This is a genomic window from Klebsiella sp. CN_Kp106 (genome assembly GCF_040064575.1).
Taxonomy (GTDB): domain Bacteria; phylum Pseudomonadota; class Gammaproteobacteria; order Enterobacterales; family Enterobacteriaceae; genus Klebsiella; species Klebsiella michiganensis.
Window position 1 is genome coordinate 103,201 of record NZ_JBEAIG010000015.1, and the last position, 20,315, is coordinate 123,515.

The 20,315-nt window shown below is 58.1% G+C and carries 9 protein-coding genes and 1 pseudogene; 7 read left to right on the plus strand and 3 right to left on the minus strand.

Annotated elements, in window-relative coordinates; all coding sequences use genetic code 11:
* Window positions 1-66: 66 nt before the first annotated feature.
* On the minus strand, window positions 67-6,165 hold the full coding sequence (locus ABLU96_RS09405) for a non-ribosomal peptide synthetase (protein ID WP_064404967.1): 6,099 nt from the start codon (window positions 6,163-6,165) through the stop codon (window positions 67-69).
* Between the two features lie 183 nt (window positions 6,166-6,348).
* Window positions 6,349-7,308, minus strand: a complete 960-nt coding sequence (gene ybtA / locus ABLU96_RS09410; RefSeq protein WP_025106339.1) for a yersiniabactin transcriptional regulator YbtA — start codon at window positions 7,306-7,308, stop codon at window positions 6,349-6,351.
* 256 nt (window positions 7,309-7,564) lie between these two features.
* Between ybtA and ybtP the strand changes: the two genes are divergently transcribed.
* Genes ybtP through ABLU96_RS09430 form a run of 4 tightly spaced genes read left to right on the plus strand, consistent with a single transcriptional unit; the run spans window position 7,565 to window position 13,677 of the window.
* Window positions 7,565-9,277 carry a yersiniabactin ABC transporter ATP-binding/permease protein YbtP gene (ybtP, locus tag ABLU96_RS09415; RefSeq protein WP_046877587.1) on the plus strand — a complete coding sequence of 571 codons (1,713 nt, stop codon included), beginning with the start codon at window positions 7,565-7,567 and terminating at the stop codon, window positions 9,275-9,277.
* On the plus strand, window positions 9,264-11,066 hold the full coding sequence (gene ybtQ / locus ABLU96_RS09420) for a yersiniabactin ABC transporter ATP-binding/permease protein YbtQ (RefSeq protein WP_064404965.1): 1,803 nt from the start codon (window positions 9,264-9,266) through the stop codon (window positions 11,064-11,066). Before ybtP ends, ybtQ begins: the two co-directional genes overlap by 14 nt.
* Window positions 11,059-12,339 (plus strand): yersiniabactin-associated zinc MFS transporter YbtX, encoded by a 1,281-nt coding sequence (gene ybtX, locus ABLU96_RS09425; protein WP_064404962.1) that lies wholly within the window; start codon window positions 11,059-11,061, stop codon window positions 12,337-12,339. The genes ybtQ and ybtX overlap by 8 nt, the downstream gene beginning before the upstream one ends.
* Window positions 12,340-12,366: 27 nt before the next feature.
* Window positions 12,367-13,677 (plus strand): salicylate synthase, encoded by a 1,311-nt coding sequence (locus ABLU96_RS09430; RefSeq protein ID WP_064374685.1) that lies wholly within the window; start codon window positions 12,367-12,369, stop codon window positions 13,675-13,677.
* A 72-nt stretch (window positions 13,678-13,749) separates the two neighbouring features.
* Here ABLU96_RS09430 and pgtP read toward each other — a convergent pair whose 3' ends face one another.
* On the minus strand, window positions 13,750-15,138 hold the full coding sequence (pgtP, locus tag ABLU96_RS09435; RefSeq protein ID WP_064407246.1) for a phosphoglycerate transporter PgtP: 1,389 nt from the start codon (window positions 15,136-15,138) through the stop codon (window positions 13,750-13,752).
* Window positions 15,139-15,511: 373 nt separating this feature from the next.
* On the opposite strand from pgtP, the pseudogene pgtC reads away from it, so the two are divergent.
* From pgtC to ABLU96_RS09450, 3 genes and pseudogenes are all read left to right on the plus strand, one after another.
* Window positions 15,512-16,765 (plus strand): annotated as a pseudogene (gene pgtC / locus ABLU96_RS09440) (phosphoglycerate transport regulator PgtC).
* Window positions 16,766-16,776: 11 nt separating this feature from the next.
* The gene (gene pgtB / locus ABLU96_RS09445) at window positions 16,777-18,771 is read left to right on the plus strand and encodes a two-component system sensor histidine kinase PgtB (protein WP_163520716.1); all 1,995 of its coding nucleotides are present in this window, start codon (window positions 16,777-16,779) and stop codon (window positions 18,769-18,771) included.
* Window positions 18,761-20,011, plus strand: coding sequence for a sigma-54 dependent transcriptional regulator (locus ABLU96_RS09450; RefSeq protein ID WP_064404958.1), 1,251 nt, complete (start codon window positions 18,761-18,763; stop codon window positions 20,009-20,011). The genes pgtB and ABLU96_RS09450 overlap by 11 nt, the downstream gene beginning before the upstream one ends.
* The last annotated feature ends 304 nt before the right edge of the window (window positions 20,012-20,315 follow it).

Below are 20,315 nucleotides of genomic sequence, written 5' to 3' on the forward strand. Positions count from 1 at the left end.
ATTGACAAAGTCAGTGGCGCGCCATGCGTTGGCGATGGCGTCCGGGAAAAGTCAGTTTGTTTCGCGTCAAATGCGCCGCTGACGCCGGCGAACCGGCCGCACGCGTTTGGTTTTCTCCTCCAGGGCTACGCCAGCCAGATAATTGGCCAGCGCGACAGGAGAAGGGTGAGTGAACAGGTCAAGCAGCGTCAGGGCGGCGAATTCGTGACGTTGTAACAAGACGTGCAGCTGTACCAGATTCAGCGACGTGGCGCCCGCCTCAAAAAAGTTCTCTGCGGGTGCGACAGGCTCGCCAACCACCTCGCGAAAGGCGTCGCAAATCAGGCTGACGCTGCTCTCGTTCGCCGCGATCCGCGGCTGAGCGCGCTCAGGGCGCAGCCGGCGGGCGCGTCGCTCCGTGACCTTAAGCGGGGGAATCAGGTCGGCGAGCGGCAGCTGCCAGCTGCTGTCATCCTCCGCCATTCGGTTAAGCAACGCGCAATACTGTACAAACTGGCGCTCCACCTGCCCGTCAGGAAACAGGGCGGCGACAAAATCCCAGTTAAAGCGCAGTTCCCCTTCGGATTCATAAACCTGGTGATCGAGCCAGACCTGCGGCGTCTGGGATATACCCCACACCGGTTTGAGCAGATTGCGCCGGGCAAGGAAGTTGTCCTGCTCAAAGCCCAGCGCGCTGGTAAAGACGACGGGCATTGGGACAGCCGGTACGTTTTGCCGCCGCGCCAGTTGCCGCATCACGCGTATTGCCGACACATCGCGGTGGTTGAGGCTCTCGCTTAGTCGCTGCTGTAATAACCGCGCGCTTTGCAGCCAGCTCTCGCCGGGATGCCAGCTCAGCAGCATCAGCGAAGTAAAGTCGCCCAGGATCTGGTTGATTTGCGGGTGCAGCGGTCGTCTGTCGAAAAGCGTAAGGTTAAGCGTGAAATCGGGCTGTGCGCTCCATGCAGCAAGAACCGTTGACCACACGGATAACAGTACGGCCGACGGGGTGAGATGAGCGTCAGCCGCCCGCTGTTTCAGGCGACGCCAGCTCGCGCTGTCCATTGCCCCATTGAGCCGTGCGAAGCGCGGCGTCTCAACGTCCTGAGGCAAGCAGCGTAGCGGTAACGCAGGTGCCGGAGGAATATCATCAAGCTGCGTTTGCCACCATGCCAGAGAGTCGGGATTGGGCGTCCGCAGCGCGGGTTGCTGCAGATAATCCCTGAAGGTAACGGGAAGCGGCGGCGGCAGCTGCTGCGGATAGCGATAGCCGTGTTCCAGCTCTGACAACAGGATCTGCATGCTCAACCCGTCAAGCAACAGGTTATCCAGACACAGCCACAGGCGGGCGGGCATCCCGTCGACGAACCCGACCTGGAGATCGAATACCGGCCAGACTTCAGGGTTGAGAACCTGATGCGCCAGTCTGTCGCGTACCTGCAGCGCCTCTTCGGGGCTGTGCAGGATGTGCGCGGGTATCACCCACGGGGGAGTCTGTTCGAGAACCCGCTGTTGTCCATCCCGCACTACGGCGCGCAGCATATCGTGGCGGGCGATTAACCGGTTCCAGACCTTCTCCAGCCGGTGAATATCCAGATCGGCAATTTCAAATTCAACAAAGAAGTGTGAGCCTACGCCGCCAAGGGCAAAGCCCGGCTGACGCCCGACCAGGTAAGCCTGCTGCACATCAGTCAGCGCGAAAGGCCGGTAGCGTTCTTCAGGGGAGTGGACAAAGGGTTGTTCAACAGGGAGGTCGGTTTTACGCAGCGTGGCGGCAAAATCAGCCAGCCGGGGGTGATTAAACAGGTCGCTTAATCGTGCTTCATAACCCGCCTGGTGGAGCTGTCCGATCAGCCTGGTGGCTAGCAGGCTATCACCGCCATGCTGGAAGAAGTCGGTTTCTCTGCTGACGGCGCCCATTGACAAGAGCGGCTGCCAGATGACGGCAACCTGCTTCTCAATATCGCCCAGGGGTAAATCCGCTTCAGTCCGGTTTTCAGCTTCCGGGGTATGACAGCGCTTTAGCGTCTGATAGTCAATTTTGCCGTTCGCCGTCAGCGGTAAGGCGTCAAGTAAGAAGATCCGTTTCGGTACCATCCACCCCGGCAGACGTTCGGCGAGAGCGGACTGCAGCTGACGAGGATCGCGGCGTACCTGGCTAACGGGGCATTGTACGAGAAAGCGCTGCAATCCCTCGACTTCATCGCCGTGCTGGCAGTTGAAAGCGGCGGCGGTAAATATCGCCCCCCAGTCAGCGCTATTGTGAAGTAAGGCTTCGGGCTGACCATCGGTTAACAGAAGCGTGCTGAGCAGGGCGGAGGGCGTTAACTGACGAAACTCCAACACATAGAGCAGCGCGCCTGGAACGGCCAGCTGCTGTAATGCCGCGAGGAGCCCGGGCTCTTCCGGCAGCAGACGATGCAGGGCGTTATTCAGCCAGATAATGTCCGCCGAATGAGCATGCGCCGCCAGCGTGTCTGCACTCCAGAGGGCCAGACGGGCGTCAGACCACGGTGCAAGCCGCTGTCGGGCGCTCAGCAGCAGCTCCTGGCTGTGCTCAAGCCCGACATACTCAATCTCGTCAGCGCTGAGCCGGGTTAGCAGGCACTCTGCGGCGCGGGCGGTGCGGACACCCACCTCTAGCAGGCGTACCGGGCGCTGTAAACGCCGGGAAAGCTGTTGACAGATTGTCGCCAGTTCCTCGATATACAGGGCGCTGGCCGGATGGTCGAAAGCCAGACTTTCCGGCGACCACCGCGCATCGTTCAGTAATGACAGTTCGTGGCGAGCGCCGCGAAGGATCTGCGTTAAGGTGAGGTCATGCCCGCTGAAAGAAGGAGGGTCATTCTCCGGCGCTTCCCCCGCACAAACCTGATAACCCTCAGCGGCGGGCTGCAGTCGCTGTTGGGTCACGAGAAAGGCTAACCAGCGTTCCACCACGGCCCGCCAGCGAGGCTGGATAGCGAGAGCATTCATCAGGGGAAGAGGATCGGCGCCAGGAGTTTGACCCGGTTTCAGTTTTAACAGGCGATGCTGAAGAAAATCAGCGACCTGGCCGGCGGAGATTTCCGGGGGGCAGACACAGCAGGGCAGCGTTCCGGCAAGCCCGCGCCACTCCTGGGGCAGCGCCAGGTCCCGATGATGGGTAACGCAGAAAGCCGAACCCTGAGGCACAACCCAGGCCGCCAGGGTCTTTTCTTTTTCGCCGATCGCCACAACGGTTGACTGTTTCACTCCCGCCAGCTGGCTGAGCGCGCTTTCGATTTCACCCAGCTCGATGCGATATCCCCCGACTTTGACCTGCTTATCGCGACGACCGAGGAACTCTAACGTACCGTCTGGCCAGTAGCACCCGAGATCGCCGGTGCGATACCAGCGCGCGTTCGATTGCGTTACAAACTGCTGCTCGCTGCGTACAGGATCGTTAAAGTAGCCTTCCGCGACCCCGATACCGCCAATCCACAATTCGCCCGGTACCCAGTCCGGGCACTCCCGGCCCAGTTCATCCACCACCCGGTAACGTTGGTTGGCCAGCGGAAAGCCATAAGGGATGGCGCGCCAGTGGTCAGGGACCCGGTTAATTTCACAGGCGTTAGACCAGATAGACGCCTCGGTGGCGCCGCCCATGGCGATAAACTGTCCCTGGGGGCGGAAGGCGTGATAGCGGGCAGGGAGATCGAGGCCGATCCAGTCGCCGGAAAGCATGACCGCCCGCAGTTTCTCCGGCGCGGCGTCGGCGAAACCTTCACACCAGGTCAACAGCATATCGAACAGCGCCGGGACGCTGTTCCAGAGCGTAACCTGATGACGCTGGATCAATTCGCACCATGCGCGGGGATCGCGCCGTTGATTTTCCATAACGATAACCAGCGCGCCGCCGGCGCTCAGAACGCCAAAAATGTCGTAAACCGATAAATCAAAATGCAGGGCGGAGAGGGCCAGCACTCTGTCTCCGGGACCCACCTGGTAACGGGTATTGATATCGCAGCAGGTATTCAGCGCTGCACGGTGAGAAATGACCACGCCTTTCGGCGTGCCGGTCGACCCGGAGGTATAGATAATGTAGGCCGGCTGCGTCGGCGCGCGCGCCGTCTGGTCGGCTAGCGGCTCCGCCTCGATGGCCTGCTGCCAGGTCAGGTGGGAAATATCGTCTGACCAGGCGCTGGCGTCGTGCTGGCAGGTGAGCACCAGCCGGACGTTGGCGTCGGCGTAGATTTTCCCGCGCCGCGCGGCGGGCTGGTCGAGCGAAACCGGAACGTACACCGCCCCGGACAGCAGAACGGCGAGGACCGCAACCAGCTGTCCCGCGCCTTTCGACATTGTAATAGCGACATTGTCGCCGGGCTGAACCCCGCACGCGATTAACCTGCCAGCGCAGCGGCGCGCGTTCTCGGTCAGCTCACGATAATTCCACTGATAATGCGCGTCTGTTACCGCCAGCGCCTGCGGTTGCCGGAGGGCGATGCGGAAAATGCCTTCATGCAGCAAGCCCTGAGGAACGGGTGCGTCGGTTGCGTTAACCCGTTGACGTATCTCTCGCTGGCTTTGGGGCATCCTGTCCGCGAACGGCTTCTTCCAGGCGCTTTCATCATCGCAGAGTTGGTTAATCAGCTGGCAGTAGGCGTTGAACAACGTCTCGACCAGCGCCGGTGGGAACAACGCGTCATTGCTATCCCATTGTAGCCAGACCTCGCCCCGATGCTCGAACGCCAGATGATCTATCCAGACCTGCGGCGTCTGCGAGATGCCCCATTCCGGTTCGCCCAGCGGCGACTCGGCGCGGCTGCTGTACAGGGAGCGCCCCAGATTGCTGGTAAATACCACCGGGGCGCCGTGGGGATGGCTTTGCTGGCGTTTGAGTTCACGAAGGAGCTCGACGCCGGACCAGTGGCGATGCTCCCAGTCCTCAGTAAACGTGAGCTGGTTTTTACGCGCCAGGTTGCTGACGGTATCGCCATCGCAGGCGGTATCCAGCAGAAGAATATTGGTGAAGTCGGCAAGCATTTCGTCAACCGCCGGGTGCAGCGGCTGGCGGTCAAATAACGTGATATTGAGCAGCAGCCGCGTCAGGCCGCCCCAGCGCCCCAGAACGGCAGCAAAACAGGTCGCCAGCGCCATTGTCGGCGTCACGCCATTCTCACCGGCCCGTTGGCTAAAGGCGTTCCAGCGTGTTGTCGGGACAATCATGCGGCGTCGGGTATTACGGACTTCACGCAGCGTGGCGGGTTCGCAGGCTAGCGGTAAAACCGGCGCGGGTGGCAGCAACGATGCTTTCGCCAGCCAGTACGCGCGCGCTTTGTCGAGCAGCGGCTGATTGATCTTCTGCTGGTGCAGCAGATAAGCGCGGAAATCATAGCGGGGGTCGCCGGGCGGCAGCGACTCTCCGGCCAGCAGGGCGTTAAGTTCATCGAAAAACAGCGTAAAGCTGGAAGCATCCATAATCAGCAGGTCGATATTGACATGGAGGCGGTGGCGATTGTCCGGCAAGAGCGTCAACTGGAAATCAAAGGTTTCGCCCATTTCCACGCGTAAAAGACGGTGGCTCAGGCGCTGGCGCAATGTTTCCAGATAGGCCTGGCGGCTTGCCTCGTCGGTCTGGCGTAAATCATGAACGGTGACGCCGTTCCAGTATGGCTGCGGTAGCCAGACCTGCTGCCCGTCGGCGCGAAAGGCGATATGCAGCATCGGGTGGCGTTGCAGTAAGATCGTGATGGCCTGCTCCAGCTTTGGCGCCGTCAGATAATGGCCGGCAAACTCCTGATACAGATGGCAACCGACGCCGCCCAGCGTCTGTCCGGGCATTCGGCCTGTCAGATAGGCATGCTGTACCGGCGTCAGCGGGAAGGGGGTACCCTCGCTCATGACTGGCCACGCCGCGTCCGCCGGGGAGCTTGCATCATCCGGTTTTTCACCCGAACGGCTGCGCATCAGCTGGCGCCATGCTGCCAACGTGGGGGCGGCATACAGCTCGCGAAGGGTGAGGCGGTAGCCCTTTTTACGAAACCAGTGTAACCATCTCATTAATCTTATGGAGTCCAGGCCCGCCTGGATCAGATTGCTCTCTTCCTGTAACTGCTGCGGCGCTACATTCAGTTCCTGTATTAACAGTTCGCGTAATTGTTGATAATCGGCCGCTTCGCCGTTGTCCGATAACAGCGGATCCTGAGAGGGGGCGCCAGAAATCATTCTTCCTCCTGATGGCACGTCATACCAAAAGCATTGCTTATATGAGAATAATTATTATTAACAATTGAGCGCTACCCGAATCGGGTTTATTTGTGCCCGTTTCGGTTTACGGTCGGCAAAAAACAAGGCCCGGATGGCGAATCCGGGCCTTGTTAACGGAGGAGTTTCTGGGGTAAGCCCTGGTTAGATCAGACGTTTGAAGGTCGACGGGGTGACGCCAAACTGCTTCTGAAATGCGGCGGAGAAATGGCTGGCGTTGGCATAGCCTAGATCCGCCGCCACCGTCATAACGGAAGTATTGCCATTGGCCAGCCGTCTTCTTGCCTCCTGCATGCGTTCAGCCTGAAAAAGACCATAGACGCTGTTGTTGAACAGAACGCGAAATCCCCGCTTAATTTTAAGCACGCTTAAACCGGACTCTCTGGCGAGTTCGGTGACCCCCGGCGCCTGCGTCAAATCGGCCAGCAGCAGATCCTTTGCCCGCAGCAGTTTCTGGCGTTCCATCGGATTGAAGTGGCAGGAGGAACAGCTGGCGTCCTCGCGATGTTCATCAAGCACCAGGCTGAGCATCACCAGACTTTGTCCCTGTAGCCATAACGTCGACGGTTTTTGTTCATGACTGAAGCCGCCGTGCATCCGCATCAGCGCGTGACGCAGGGCCTGAGCCGTTAGGTGGGTTTCAGCATTACAACGCTGCTGCTGGCAACAGCAGTGGGAGTCGATCTTATTTTTAATGACCGAGCTAATATCCGGCACCCACAGCGCGAGGGCTTCAGGGCTGAAAGAGAGCGTAATGCTCTCGAACCGGCCGCAGTAGGAGGCGCTGCCGCGGCAGTCTGGCGTATGGGTAATGTAATGACGATCGCGCGCGAGTTCCCAGTCGGTGTGGCGGCTGAGCCCCTGGATCGCAAAGCGCGATGTGCCTTCCAGAATGCAAGAGAAGTTAATCCTGCCCAGGTCGTCGTGCAGCTGCAACGTCTCGGGCTGAGCAAAGTGGCCCCGCCAGAGCAAAATATCCATACCTTCCTGCAAAGAGCAGCGCAGCAGCTCACACTGGGCAGGAATAGCGCCATCGTTCGCGGGTTTTCCAACCACTAGCTGGTGAATAGAGATTGCAGATTGCGTTTGTGGTGACTCCGTCATGACCGGGTTATCTCCCTGTGGCTTAGACCAATGCGGGTATAAATAGAACCGAATGGGGTAGATGAGTAATTGATAATGGTTATTATTCACATTAATTCCCGGAACGCCACCTTGAAATAGTGTTTTTGGCGTCCATAAAAATTCATCAGGAAAATCAGCCACTCCCATGTCATCTCACTCATCCAACACTGAATCGCTGTCCCGATTTCCTCTTTGGCAGGTGATTACCCCGGTTCGCCGGAAGGTGCTCCTGGCTATGGCGCTGGCGGGGCTGGCGGCCTTCACCAGCCTGGGGGCGCTGCTTTTTCTGGCATGGTGCCTGCGCGATCTGCGCGGGGCGCCTGACATCATCCCCGTCTGGCCGCTGAGCGGCGTAGTCGGCTGCGTGATAGCGACCTTTATCCTGCGCCTGCAGGCGTTCAATACCTCTCATTATGCGGCTTTCCATCTGGAGAATATTCTGCGCAGCAGATTAGCCCGCAAGACCCTACAGCTTGCGCCGGGCGCGTTACAGCAAATGGGCAGCGGATCGGTGGCGAAAGTAATGCTGGATGATGTGAAGTCGTTACATATTTTTGTTGCTGACAGCACGCCGCTCTATGCCCGCGCCATAATCATGCCGCTGGCGACTGTTGTTCTCGTATTCTGGCTGGACTGGCGACTCGCCATCGCGACGCTGGGGGTACTGGCGTTTGGTTCGGTGGTGCTGGTACTCGCCCGTCAGCGCTCGGAAAACATGGCTCAGCGCTATCATCAGGCGCGTGAACGGGTCAGCGCCGCGGTGATTGAGTTCGTACAGGCCATGCCGGTGGTGAGGACCTTTGATAGCGGCAGTACCAGCTTTTTGCGCTATCAACATGCCCTCGAAGAGTGGGTCGATGTGCTCAAAAGCTGGTATCGGCAGGCCGGATTTTCAGCGCGCTTTTCATTCTCAATTCTGAACCCGCTGCCGACCATATTCGTTCTTATATGGTGCGGATACGGCCTGCTGCACGCTGGCAGTCTCGATTTTATCGCCTGGGTAGCCGTTTTACTGATAGCCAGCGGAATGGCCGAAGCGGTAATGCCGATGATGATGCTTAATAACCTGGTCGCGCAAACGCGTTTAAGCGTTCAGCGTATCTATCAGGTTCTCGCGATGCCGGAACTCTCGCGCCCGCGAGCCGATCGACAGCCGGAAGAGGCGAGTATCACCTTTGAGCAGGTAAGCTTTCATTATCCGCAAGCGCGGACTGGCGCCGCGTTGCAGGAGGTGAGCTTTCACGTGCCTGTCGGGCAAATTGTGGCGCTGGTAGGGCCAAGCGGCGCCGGGAAAAGCACCGTGGCGCGGCTGCTACTGCGTTACGCCGATCCCGACAAAGGCCATATTCGTATTGGCGGCGTGGATCTGCGCGATATGCGGATAGAGACCCTGATGAAGCAAATCTCGTTTGTGTTTCAGGACAACTTTCTTTTTGCCGACACGATCGCCAATAACATCCGTCTGGGCGCGCCGGATACGCCGCTGGAATCGGTGATAGCGGCGGCCAGAGTGGCGCAGGCGCATGAGTTTATAAGCGCGTTGCCGGAGGGTTACAGCACGCGGGTCGGGGAACGAGGGGTATTTCTCTCCGGCGGGCAGCGGCAGCGCATCACCATCGCCCGGGCGCTTTTGCAGGATCGTCCCATTCTGGTGCTTGATGAAGCGACGGCGTTTGCCGATCCGGAAGGTGAAGCGGCGCTTATCAAAGCCCTCGCGGCGGCCATGCGCGGCCGGACGGTCATCATGGTCGCGCATCGTCTCTCCATGGTGACTCAGGCCGATGTGATATTGCTGTTTTCCGACGGTCAGCTCCGGGAAAGCGGGAGCCACGGGCAGCTGTTGGCGCAGGGTGGCCTGTATCAACGGCTATGGCAACGCTATCAGCAGGCGCAGCAGTGGGCGCCGGGTGGAACGCAGGAAGAGGCGGTGCAAAATGAAAGACACTAACCCGGTGGATAATCTGGCCTGGCGCGCGATCTGGCGCCAGCTTATCTCCAGCGTGGGCAGTCAGGCGGGAACGCTGCGGCGCAGTCTGGTTGCTCTGCTGCTGGCGGCATTGATGCAGGGGATCGCCTTCGCCTGTCTCTATCCGATCGTTGATGCGCTGCTACGGAATGAAGCATCGCGGCTTCTTCACTGGGCTTTGGCCTTCAGCATTGCGGCGTTGGTGACGCTGGCGCTCCGCTGGTATGGGCTGGGCTTTGAATACCGCGGGCATCTGGCGCAGGCCACCCATGAGCTGCGCCTGCGCCTGGGCGAACAATTACGCCGCGTGCCGCTGGAGAGGCTCCAGCGCGGCAGAGCGGGCGAAACGAACGCCTTGTTGCTGGGCTCCGTGGATGAAAACCTCAATTATGTGATTGCGATAGCCAATATTTTACTGCTGACCATCGTCACGCCGCTGACGGCGTCGCTGGCGACATTGTGGATCGACTGGCGGCTGGGGCTGGTGATGCTGCTGATCTTCCCTTTGCTGGCGCCGTTTTATTACTGGCGCCGCCCGGCGATGCGGCGACAAATGCAGACCCTGGGCGAAGCGCACCAGCGGCTGAGCGGGGATATTGTTGAATTTGCGCAGGGGATGATGGTATTGCGTGCCTGCGGTAGCGATGCCGATAAAAGCCGGGCGCTGCGGGATCATTTTAATGCTCTGGAAAACTTACAGACCCGCACTCACCGCCAGAGCGCGGGCGCGACGATGCTGATCGCCGGCGTTGTGGAGCTGGGACTACAGGTGGTGGTGTTGTGCGGAATTATCTGGGTGGTCACGGGCACATTGAACCTCGCCTTTCTGATTGCCGCCGCCGCGATGATTATGCGTTTCGCTGAACCGATGGCCATGTTTATCAGCTACACCTCGGTGGTGGAACTGATTGCCAGCGCCTTACAGCGTATTGAGCAATTTATGGCGATCGCGCCGCTTCCCGTTGCCGAACGCGGGGAGATGCCGGAACGTTACGATATCCGCTTTGACAATATTCATTACCGCTATGACGACAGCGGCGATCCCGCGCTCAATGACCTCTCTTTGACCTTTCCGGCGGCCAGTATGAGCGCGCTGGTGGGCGCTTCCGGCGCAGGTAAAACCACGGTCAGCAAACTGTTAATGCGCTATGCCGATCCGCAGCAAGGGCGGATTTCTATCGGCGGCGTCGATATTCGTCGCCTGACGGCGGAGCAGCTCAACAGCCTGATTTCCGTCGTTTTCCAGGATGTCTGGCTGTTTGATGACACATTGCTGGCGAATATCCTGATTGCGCGCCCGCAGGCGACCCAGCAGGAAGTGGAAGAGGCCGCCCGCGCGGCGCAGTGTCTTGAATTCATTACCCGCCTTCCTCAAGGCTGGCTGACGCCAATGGGCGAGATGGGCGGACAGCTATCGGGCGGCGAACGCCAGCGGATTTCCATTGCCAGGGCCTTATTGAAAGATGCGCCAATCGTCATTCTTGATGAGCCGACCGCCGCGCTGGATATCGATAGCGAGCTGGCGGTACAGAAAGCTATCGATAACCTGGTTCACAACCGGACGGTGATTATTATCGCCCATCGCCTGTCTACCATCGTCGGGGCCGGAAACATCCTGGTGATGGAGGAGGGCAAAGTGGTTGAACAGGGCACCCATGCGCAGCTGCTCTCTCTTCATGGGCGCTACCAGGCGCTGTGGCACGCGCAAATGGCCGCCCGCGTCTGGCGCGCCGAAGGGGGTTCCACATCAGAGGAGGTGGCGCATGAGTGACGTTCCGTCGAATGTGAAACCGCTGACGTTAACCACCGGGCGGGTGATTTTCGCCATTGCCGGCATCTATGTGACACAGAGTCTGGTATCGGCGCTCTCGATGCAGTCCTTGCCCGCGCTGGTGCGCGCTGCTGGCGGATCGCTTGCGCTTGCCGGGGCGACAACCCTGTTCATGCTGCCCTGGGCGCTGAAGTTTATTTGGGCGCCGTGGGTCGAGCGCTGGCGGCTACCTCCTGGCAGCCCGCAGCGCCGTTCCCGCATGCTGATCCTGCGCGGGCAGGCTGCGCTCGCGGCGATCCTGGCGATTGCCGCCGCGATTGGCGGGACAGGGCGAGAAGGCGGATTGCCCGAAACGCTAGTCGTCGCGCTATTTGCGCTGTTTATGGTGGCAGGTACGGTCGCCTCCACTATTGATATCGCCAGCGACGGTTTTTGCGTCGATCAGCTGACCCGCGCAGGGTACGGTTGGGGAAACAGCGTGCAGGTCGGCGGCAGCTATCTGGGAATGATGTGCGGCGGCGGGGTGTTTCTGATGCTGTCGGCGACCGTCGGCTGGCCTGCGGCCATGCTGATGATGGCGGCGCTGATCCTGGTCTTATCCGTACCCCTGTGGCGCATTGCCGAACCAACGCGCGCAGCATCTGTTCCGCATGTTCCGGCACTGGGTTATGCGCTTAGAAGGCGACAGGCTCGTCTAGGCTTAATGCTGGTATTGATGCTGAATTCCGGCATGCGGTTTGTGCTGCCTCTTCTGGCGCCGCTGCTGTTGGATCATGGTCTGAGCATGTCAGCGCTCGGCGCGCTGTTCAGCGGCGGTAATATTGCGGCGGGCATAGCCGGAACGCTGGCGGGTGGATTGCTGATGAAATACCTCTCACCCGGCAGAGCGCTGTTTACGGCTTATGGCGTGCAGGGCATCGCGCTGCTGGCGGTAGTGATGACGCTGCTGATAGCGCCGGGTCCTCTACTGCTGCCGATTCTCCAGGGGTTGATCGTTGTTCAATCTGTTTCGCTGGCCTGCGCGTTGGTCTGTCTTTACGCCACGCTGATGGCGCTTTCTTCGCCTTTGCAGGCCGGTGTCGATTTTACGCTCTTTCAATGTACTGACGCCGCCATCGCCATTCTGGCCGGCGTAGTCGGCGGCGTTGTCGCGCAGCGCTTTGGCTATGCGGCCTGCTTCCTGTTTGCCGGCGTATTCACGTTGCTGGCGGCGTGGATTGTTTCTATCCGACTGCGTTCGGCAGAAGAACTGATGACAAGCTCAATTGATTGATCCGGGAATAACACAGAGAGGTAAGGGATGAAAATCAGTGAATTTTTACACCTGGCGTTACCAGAGGAGCAATGGCTGCCGATGATTTCTGGCGTCTTACGTCAGTTCGGAGATGAAGAGTGCTATGTCTATGAGCGCCAACCTTGCTGGTACATAGGTAGAGGATGCCAGGCGCAACTGCAGATTAATGCCGACGGCACCCAGGCGACATTCATTGATGATGCCGGAGAACAAAAGTGGGCGGTAGATTCGATTACCGACTGCGCGCGTCGTTTTATGACGCATCCGCGGGTGAGAGGATGCCGGGTATATGGCCAGGTTGGGTTCAACTTTGCGGCCCATGCGCGGGGAATGGCCTATGATGCCGGCGAGTGGCCGCTGCTAACGTTAACCGCTCCCCGTGAAGAACTTATTTTTGAGAAAGGAAATGTTACCGTTTACGCGGACTCCGCCGACGGATGCCGCCGTCTGTGCGAGTGGGTAAAAGAGGTCGATACGGCGACACCATGCGGGCCAATGGTTGTGGATACCGCCCTGGACGGTGAAGCGTATAAACAGCAGGTTGCGCGCGCCGTTTCGGCGATCCGCCGCGGCGATTACGTTAAAGTCATCGTCTCACGCGCGATTCCTCTGCCGGCGCGAATTGATATGCCCGCTACGCTGCTATATGGACGACAGGCCAACACGCCCACCCGTACGTTTATGTTTCGCCAGCAAGGACGCGAGGCGCTGGGTTTTAGTCCGGAATTGGTGATGTCGGTGACGGGAAAGAAAGTGGTCACTGAACCGCTGGCGGGCACCCGCGATCGCATGGGCGATACGGCGCATAATCAGGCAAATGAGAGGGAGCTGCTGCACGACGGTAAAGAGGTGCTTGAGCATATCCTCTCGGTCAAAGAAGCCATTGCCGAACTGGAGGCGGTTTGCCAGCCCGGCAGCGTGGTGGTCGAGGATTTGATGTCGGTTCGCCAGCGCGGCAGCGTCCAGCATCTGGGGTCTGGCGTCAGCGGCCAGCTCGCGGAAGATAAGGATGCCTGGGATGCGTTTACCGTGCTGTTTCCGTCAATTACCGCGTCAGGTATCCCTAAAAAAGCGGCCCTCAACGCGATCATGCAAATTGAAAAAACGCCGCGGGAGCTCTATTCAGGCGCAATCCTGCTGCTGGAAGATACGCGCTTCGATGCGGCGTTAGTGCTGCGTTCCGTGTTTCAGGATAGCCAGCGCTGCTGGATACAGGCGGGGGCGGGTATCATCGCGCAATCTACGCCGGAACGCGAACTGACGGAAACCCGTGAGAAATTAGCGAGCATTGCGCCCTATTTAAAGGTGCCCGCGTGACGGTTATCGACCCTGTTTAAGGTTAAAAGTGCCAGCAGGCTGGCACTCTCTTTTGCCGGGTTCAGGCGCTTATTATGCGTCGGCCAGCGCCAGCTCGGCTTCTTGCTGCTGCGTGTTCTTACGCTGTTGCTCAAGCTCCAGCGCGCCGCGATGAGAGAGGTAGCAGAACAGAATGCAGCAGACGATCCCGCCCATCAGCAGATAGAACCCGCCGTGCCAGCCCATTTTATCCACCATCACGCCAAACAGGCTGGTGCCTAACGATGCGCCAAAGATGTAGCTCATAAATCCGCGCAGTCCCACGGCGGAGCCGACGGCAAAGCTGGGAACAATTTCCATGGTCTGCACGGAGGCCAGAAACTGCGGCACGTAAATCAGGCAGCCCACGATCGCCGCGAACACCGTCACCATCAGCAGGGATTCGCTTTTCCAGTAGCCGATCAGGCAGACAAAAATCAGCGCCATACAGATCATGGCAAGCGGCATGCGCCGTCCTTTGAACAGCTTGTCGGAGAGCCAGCCCGCCAGCAGGGTCGACGGAATCGCCGCCCATTCAAAGAACAGGAACGCGACGCTCATCTGCTCTTTGGAAAAATGTTTCACCGTCAGCAGATAGATAGGCAGCCAGCTGATCATGCCGAAACGCACCATATAGACAAACACGTCCACAAGGGAGACATACCAGGCGTTTTTGTTGCGCAGAACGTAGGTGCAGAAGATCTGGAATGCGCTCATATTCTCCGGCGCTTTTACCGCGTGTTTAGCGTTAAGCACGACCTTTTCTTCCGGCATCATCTCTTCCAGCGCAGGCAGGCCTTCCTCGCGCGGCGAACCTTTACCCAGCGCCAGTACGCTGATGGCGAACACCACCGCCACGCAGGCCGGGACAATGTAGCTGGCGCTCTGCCAGTGCTCGGTACCGAGAATTGCAAACGCGGCGCCGACGATCGGGGCGACAATCCCGCCGCCGACGTTATGGGAAATGTTCCAGAAAGCCCCCACGCGACCGCGCTCCCGGCGAGGGAACCAGTTAGCGATGGTGATAAAAGAGGGGCCGACGCCCATCCCCTGAAACAGACCGTTCAGAACGACCAGCGCAGCGAAGATCCAGAATGCGGTGCTGAACCCCAACCCGACGTTGACGATCGCGCACAGCACCAGGCCGCAGGCCATAAAGACTTTCGGGCTGGCTTTATCCGCCAGGCTGCTCATAACGCCTTTGCTGATCCCGTACGCAATGAGCATACAGCTGCTGAGCAAACCGATCTGGGTGGCGCTCAGATCTAACTGCTCTTTCAGATAGGGCGTGGATAAGGTGAAATTGTTGCGCACAATATAGTACGCCAGATAACCCAGAAATACGCTTAGCAGCGCCTGCATGCGATAGCGGCCATAAGTTGCCTGAATTTTCTCAGCCGGCACTTTATTTGCCGACGGCCCTTTTTTTAATATTGATAACATGTCGTCACCTGTATTTTATATTGATATGAACATCAGGAGTATTCGGCATGAAGAGTGAAATAAGTGGTCAGAAAACTCAAATCGTCGAAATGGGTCAAAACTGACTCAAATTGATGAATTCAGGGGTTATTTTTAACGCATTGAGCATCAATGAAATAGCGAATAATTAATTTCCCGCTAATTTTATGTCAGGCGTGTGCGGATATTAACAAATTCCACATTCATTATCTGGTAATGTTTGCTGATATTCCCGGCGGCCAGCGCGGCTATTTCGAGGCTAGCGGTGATTAATCCGCCAGACGTCATAAACGGGTAAGTTTTGTCTCAACGCTCTTTTTTCGGTATTTCAATATTTATGAACGGGATCACAAACATGTTTCTGCGGTGGAGTCGGGCGCCCGGCAAAACGCTTGCGTTGCTGCTGCTGGCCGCCGGATTCAGCTCCTGTGCGGCGCAGGGGAACGAACTGGTGATGGCGACAACATTTTCCCCCAGCGCCACCGCGTGGATTATCGCACGCTGGTAAACGGAGCCGGGGTCGGTGATGATTCGCACCCTCAACCGCACCAGCGCCTCGCTGGAACAGCTGCTTGATACGGCAAATGCGGAGAACGTTGATCTGGTCCTGACCTCATCACCGATGCTGCTGCAGCATCTTCAGGAGCATCAAAAGCTGGCGCCGTTCAGCGGCGCGCCGGCGGCCAGTCAACGCCTGGTGCCGGAATCCATCCGCGCCACCTCCGTTGCCGTGGCGATGTCGGGGTTTGGCTTGCTGATTAACCGCTCGGCGCTGACGACGCGGCATCTGCCTGCGCCAGCGGACTGGGACGATCTCACCGATCCCCGATATCAGGGGGCGCTGCTGATGAGCAGCCCGTCGCGCTCGGACACTAATCATCTGATGGTGGAGTCGCTGCTGCAACAAAAAGGCTGGCTTAAGGGATGGCAAACGCTGCTGGCAAGCGCGGGAAATCTGGTGACGATTTCATCCCGCAGCTTTGGCGTGGCGGATAAGATCAAAAGCGGGCTGGGCGTAGCCGGTCCGGTGATTGATAACTATGCCAATCTGTTGCTGAACGATCCGCACCTTGCCTTTATCTATTTTCCGCAGTCGGCGGTGTCGCCTACCTACGTTGCGGTGCTCAAAAATAGCCAGCACGCCAGCGAGGCGCGGCGGTTTATTCGCTATCTGCTGAGCCCGGAAGGCCAGCGGATCCTCGCCGACGCGAATACCGGGAAATACCCGGTGACGCCGCTGACGGCAGGCAATCCACGGGCGGCGCAGCAGGCGGTGCTGATGAATCAACCGCCGCTGAACTATCGCCTGATCCTTAAGCGTCAGCGCCTGGTTCAGCGGATGTTTGATACGGCGATCAGCTTTCGTCTCGCCCAGCTGAAAGATGCCTGGCGAGCGCTGCACAGCGCGGAGGCTCGCCTTAAGCGTCCGCTGCCCGAAATACGCGCGCTGCTAACCGGCGTCCCGGTCGATCCGGCAAGCAGCGAGGATGAAGCCTGGCTGGCTAAGTTCGATAATAAGAGCTTTGCGGAGCAGCAAATGATGGAGTGGCAGCTCTGGTTTCTCAACAACCAGCGGCAGGCGATCAATAAACTGGAAGAGCTGAAATGATGGCCCGTTCCATACTGCAACGTCTGCGGCAAATCAGTATCAGCAGCAGCCTGCGCGGGGCCTTTCTGATGGGCGCGCTGCTGACGCTGATTGTCAGCAGCGTCAGCCTCTATTCATGGCATGAGCAAAGCTCGCAGATACGCTATTCGCTGGACGAGTATTTTCCCCGCATCCACTCTGCTTTTCTGATTGAAGGCAATCTCAATCTAGTGGTCGATCAGCTGAATGAATTTCTGCTGGCGCCGAATACCACGGTGCGCCTGCAGCTGCGTAACCAGATTATTCAGCATCTGGATAAAATCGAGCGGCTGAGCCAGGGCTTGTCGCCCGCGGAACGCCAGCAGCTGGCGGTGATTTTACAGGACAGCCGCGCGCTGCTGTCGGAGCTGGATCGCGTGCTCTACAACATGTTTCTGGTACGCGAAAAGGTGGGGGAACTCTCGGCGCGTATCGACTGGCTGCACGATGATTTTACCACTGAGCTGAATTCACTGGTGCAGGACTTTACCTGGCAGCAGGGAACGCTGCTCGATCAGATAGAAGCCCGCCAGGGCGACGCGGCGCAGTACCTGAAGCGTTCCAGAGAAGTCCAGAATGAACAGCAGCAGGTCTATACGCTGGCCCGCATTGAGAATCAAATCGTTGACGACCTGCGCGACAGGCTTAATGAACTGAAATCCGGAAATGATGACGGCATGCTGGTGGAGACGCATATCCGCTATCTCGAAAACCTGAAGAAAACGTCGGATGAAAATATTCGCGCGTTGGACGACTGGCCGAGCACGATCACGCTGCGACAAACGATTGATGAGCTGCTGGAAATCGGCATGGTGAAAAATAAGATGCCGGATACCATGCGCGACTACGTGACGGCGCAAAAAGCGTTAGTGGACGCCAGTCGCGCCAGAGAAGCCACGCTGGGGCGTTTCAGGACGCTGCTTGAAGCCCAGCTTGGCAGCAGTCATCAGCAAATGCAGATGTTTAATCAGCGTATGGGACAGATTGTCCGCGTGAGCGGCGGGTTGATTCTGGTGGCGACGCTGCTGGCGCTGCTGCTGGCGTGGGTGCTGAATCATTATTTCATCCGATCGCGGCTGGTGAAGCGCTTTACCGCGCTGAACCAGGCGGTGGTGCAGATTGGTTTAGGCCGGACGGATGCCACCATTCCGGTTTATGGCCGGGATGAGCTGGGGCGTATTGCCGGTTTGCTTCGCCATACGCTGGGTCAGCTTAACGCGCAAAAACAGCAGCTTGAACAGGAGATTGGCGAGCGAAAAACGATTGAGGCCGATCTTCGCGCCACCCAGGACGAGCTGATCCAGACCGCTAAACTGGCGGTGGTGGGGCAGACGATGACCACCCTGGCGCATGAGATCAACCAGCCGCTGAACGCGCTGTCGATGTATCTGTTTACGGCAGGACGGGCGATTGAGCAGGGACAGACGGCGCAGGCGCGGGCGACGTTAAGTAAAGCGGAAGGGTTGATTAACCGCATTGACGCGATTATCCGCTCGCTGCGTCAATTTACCCGCCGCGCTGAACTGGAAACGCCGCTGCATCCGGTTGATTTGCGTCAGACGTTTACGGTGGCGTGGGAACTGCTGGCGATGCGCCATAAGCCGCAGCAGGGGACGCTGGAGATACCGGATGAAACCGTCTGGATCCGCGGCGATGAAGTGCGGGTTCATCAGGTGCTGGTCAACGTACTGTCGAATGCGCTCGACGCCTGTCCGACCGCGGCGAAAATAACGGTGAGCTGGCAAATCCACGGCGATACCCTGTGCGTGTTGATTGCCGATAACGGTCCCGGCTGGCCTGCGGCCTTGCTACCGTCACTGCTGAAGCCGTTCACTACCAGCAAAGATGTGGGGCTGGGGATTGGGCTGTCGATTTCTGTTTCGCTGATGACGCAAATGGAAGGGACGCTGCGCCTGGCGTCGACGTTAACGCGCAATGCCTGCGTGGTGCTGCAATTTAATTTAACGGATGTAAATGATGTTGAGTAATGAGTGTTCGATTCTGCTGATTGATGATGATCGCGACGTGCTGGATGCCTATACGCAGCTGCTTGAGCAAGCGGGTTATCACGTCCACGCCTGCGATAACCCCTTTGATGCGCGGGCGTGGGTGCAGAAGGACTGGCCCGGCATTGTGCTGAGCGATGTCTGCATGCCCGGCTGCTCCGGCATCGATTTGATGACGCTGTTTCATCAGGATGACGAGCAACTGCCGATTCTGCTTATCACCGGTCATGGCGACGTACCGATGGCGGTGGATGCGGTGAAAAAGGGGGCCTGGGATTTTCTGCAAAAGCCGGTCGATCCGGGTAAGCTGCTCTCGCTGGTGGACGCCGCGTTGCGCCAGCGGCAAGCGGTGATCGCGCGTCGCCAGTACGGCCAGCAAAAATTACGGGTTGAGCTGATCGGGCGCAGCGAATGGACGGAACAGTATCGCCAGCGTTTACAGCAGCTGGCAGAGACGGATATTGCGGTCTGGCTTTACGGCGAAGCGGGAACCGGGCGTATGACCGGCGCACGTTACCTGCACCAGCTGGGGCGTAACGCCGAAGGCCCTTTTGTCTACTGCGAACTGACTGCGGCCAACGCCCATAAGCTGAATGACGCGATCGCGCAGGCGCAGGGCGGAACGCTGGTATTAAGCCACCCGGAGCACCTGACTCATGAGCAACAACATCTGCTGGTACAGGCGCAGAGCCATGAGAAGCGGCCTTTTCGCCTGATTGGTATCGGCAGCGCGTCGCTAGTGGCGCTGGCGGGCAGTAGCCAGATCGTGGCGGAGCTCTATTACTGCTTCGCGATGACGCAAATTGCCTGCCTGCCGCTGTCAAGGCGGCCTGATGATATCGAGCCGCTGTTCCACCACTATTTGCAAAAAACCTGTCAGCGACTGAATCATCCCGTCCCGGAGGTGGATAGCCATCTGTTAAAAGGGATGATACGTCGGGCGTGGCCGAACAACGTCCGCGAACTGGCGAACGCTGCCGAACTGTATGCGGTGGGGGTATTACCGCTCGCGGATACGGTGAATCCGCTGATGCATGTCGGCGAGCCGACGCCGCTCGATCGACGGGTTGAGGACGTAGAGCGGCAGATCATCACCGAAGCGCTGAATCTCCATCAGGGGCGCATTAATGAAGTGGCGGAGTATCTGCTTATTCCGCGTAAAAAACTCTATCTCAGAATGAAGAAATATGGCCTGAGTAAAGAGCACTACAAGGGCTTTTAGCGAAAATTGAGGGGGAGGGTGTCTATTTCCTTGCCCCTGATTTTTTGCGTTTTATTAATCGTATGACAAATAGTGGTTGTTATCTCTGCACGTGAATTATATAAATATCCAGCACGTTAAGTACACCCATACAAATAATAACGTATTAAAAATGATACTTTAAAAAATAATAAGATTTCAGTACTAATTTTGATGCGTTAAAAGGTGCCACTATAAATCAGGTTATGTGATCGCTGTTAGTGAATCAGCATAGTTGCATTTTATAAAATAGCCAAACAAACACAGCGTTTTTATTACCTGAATC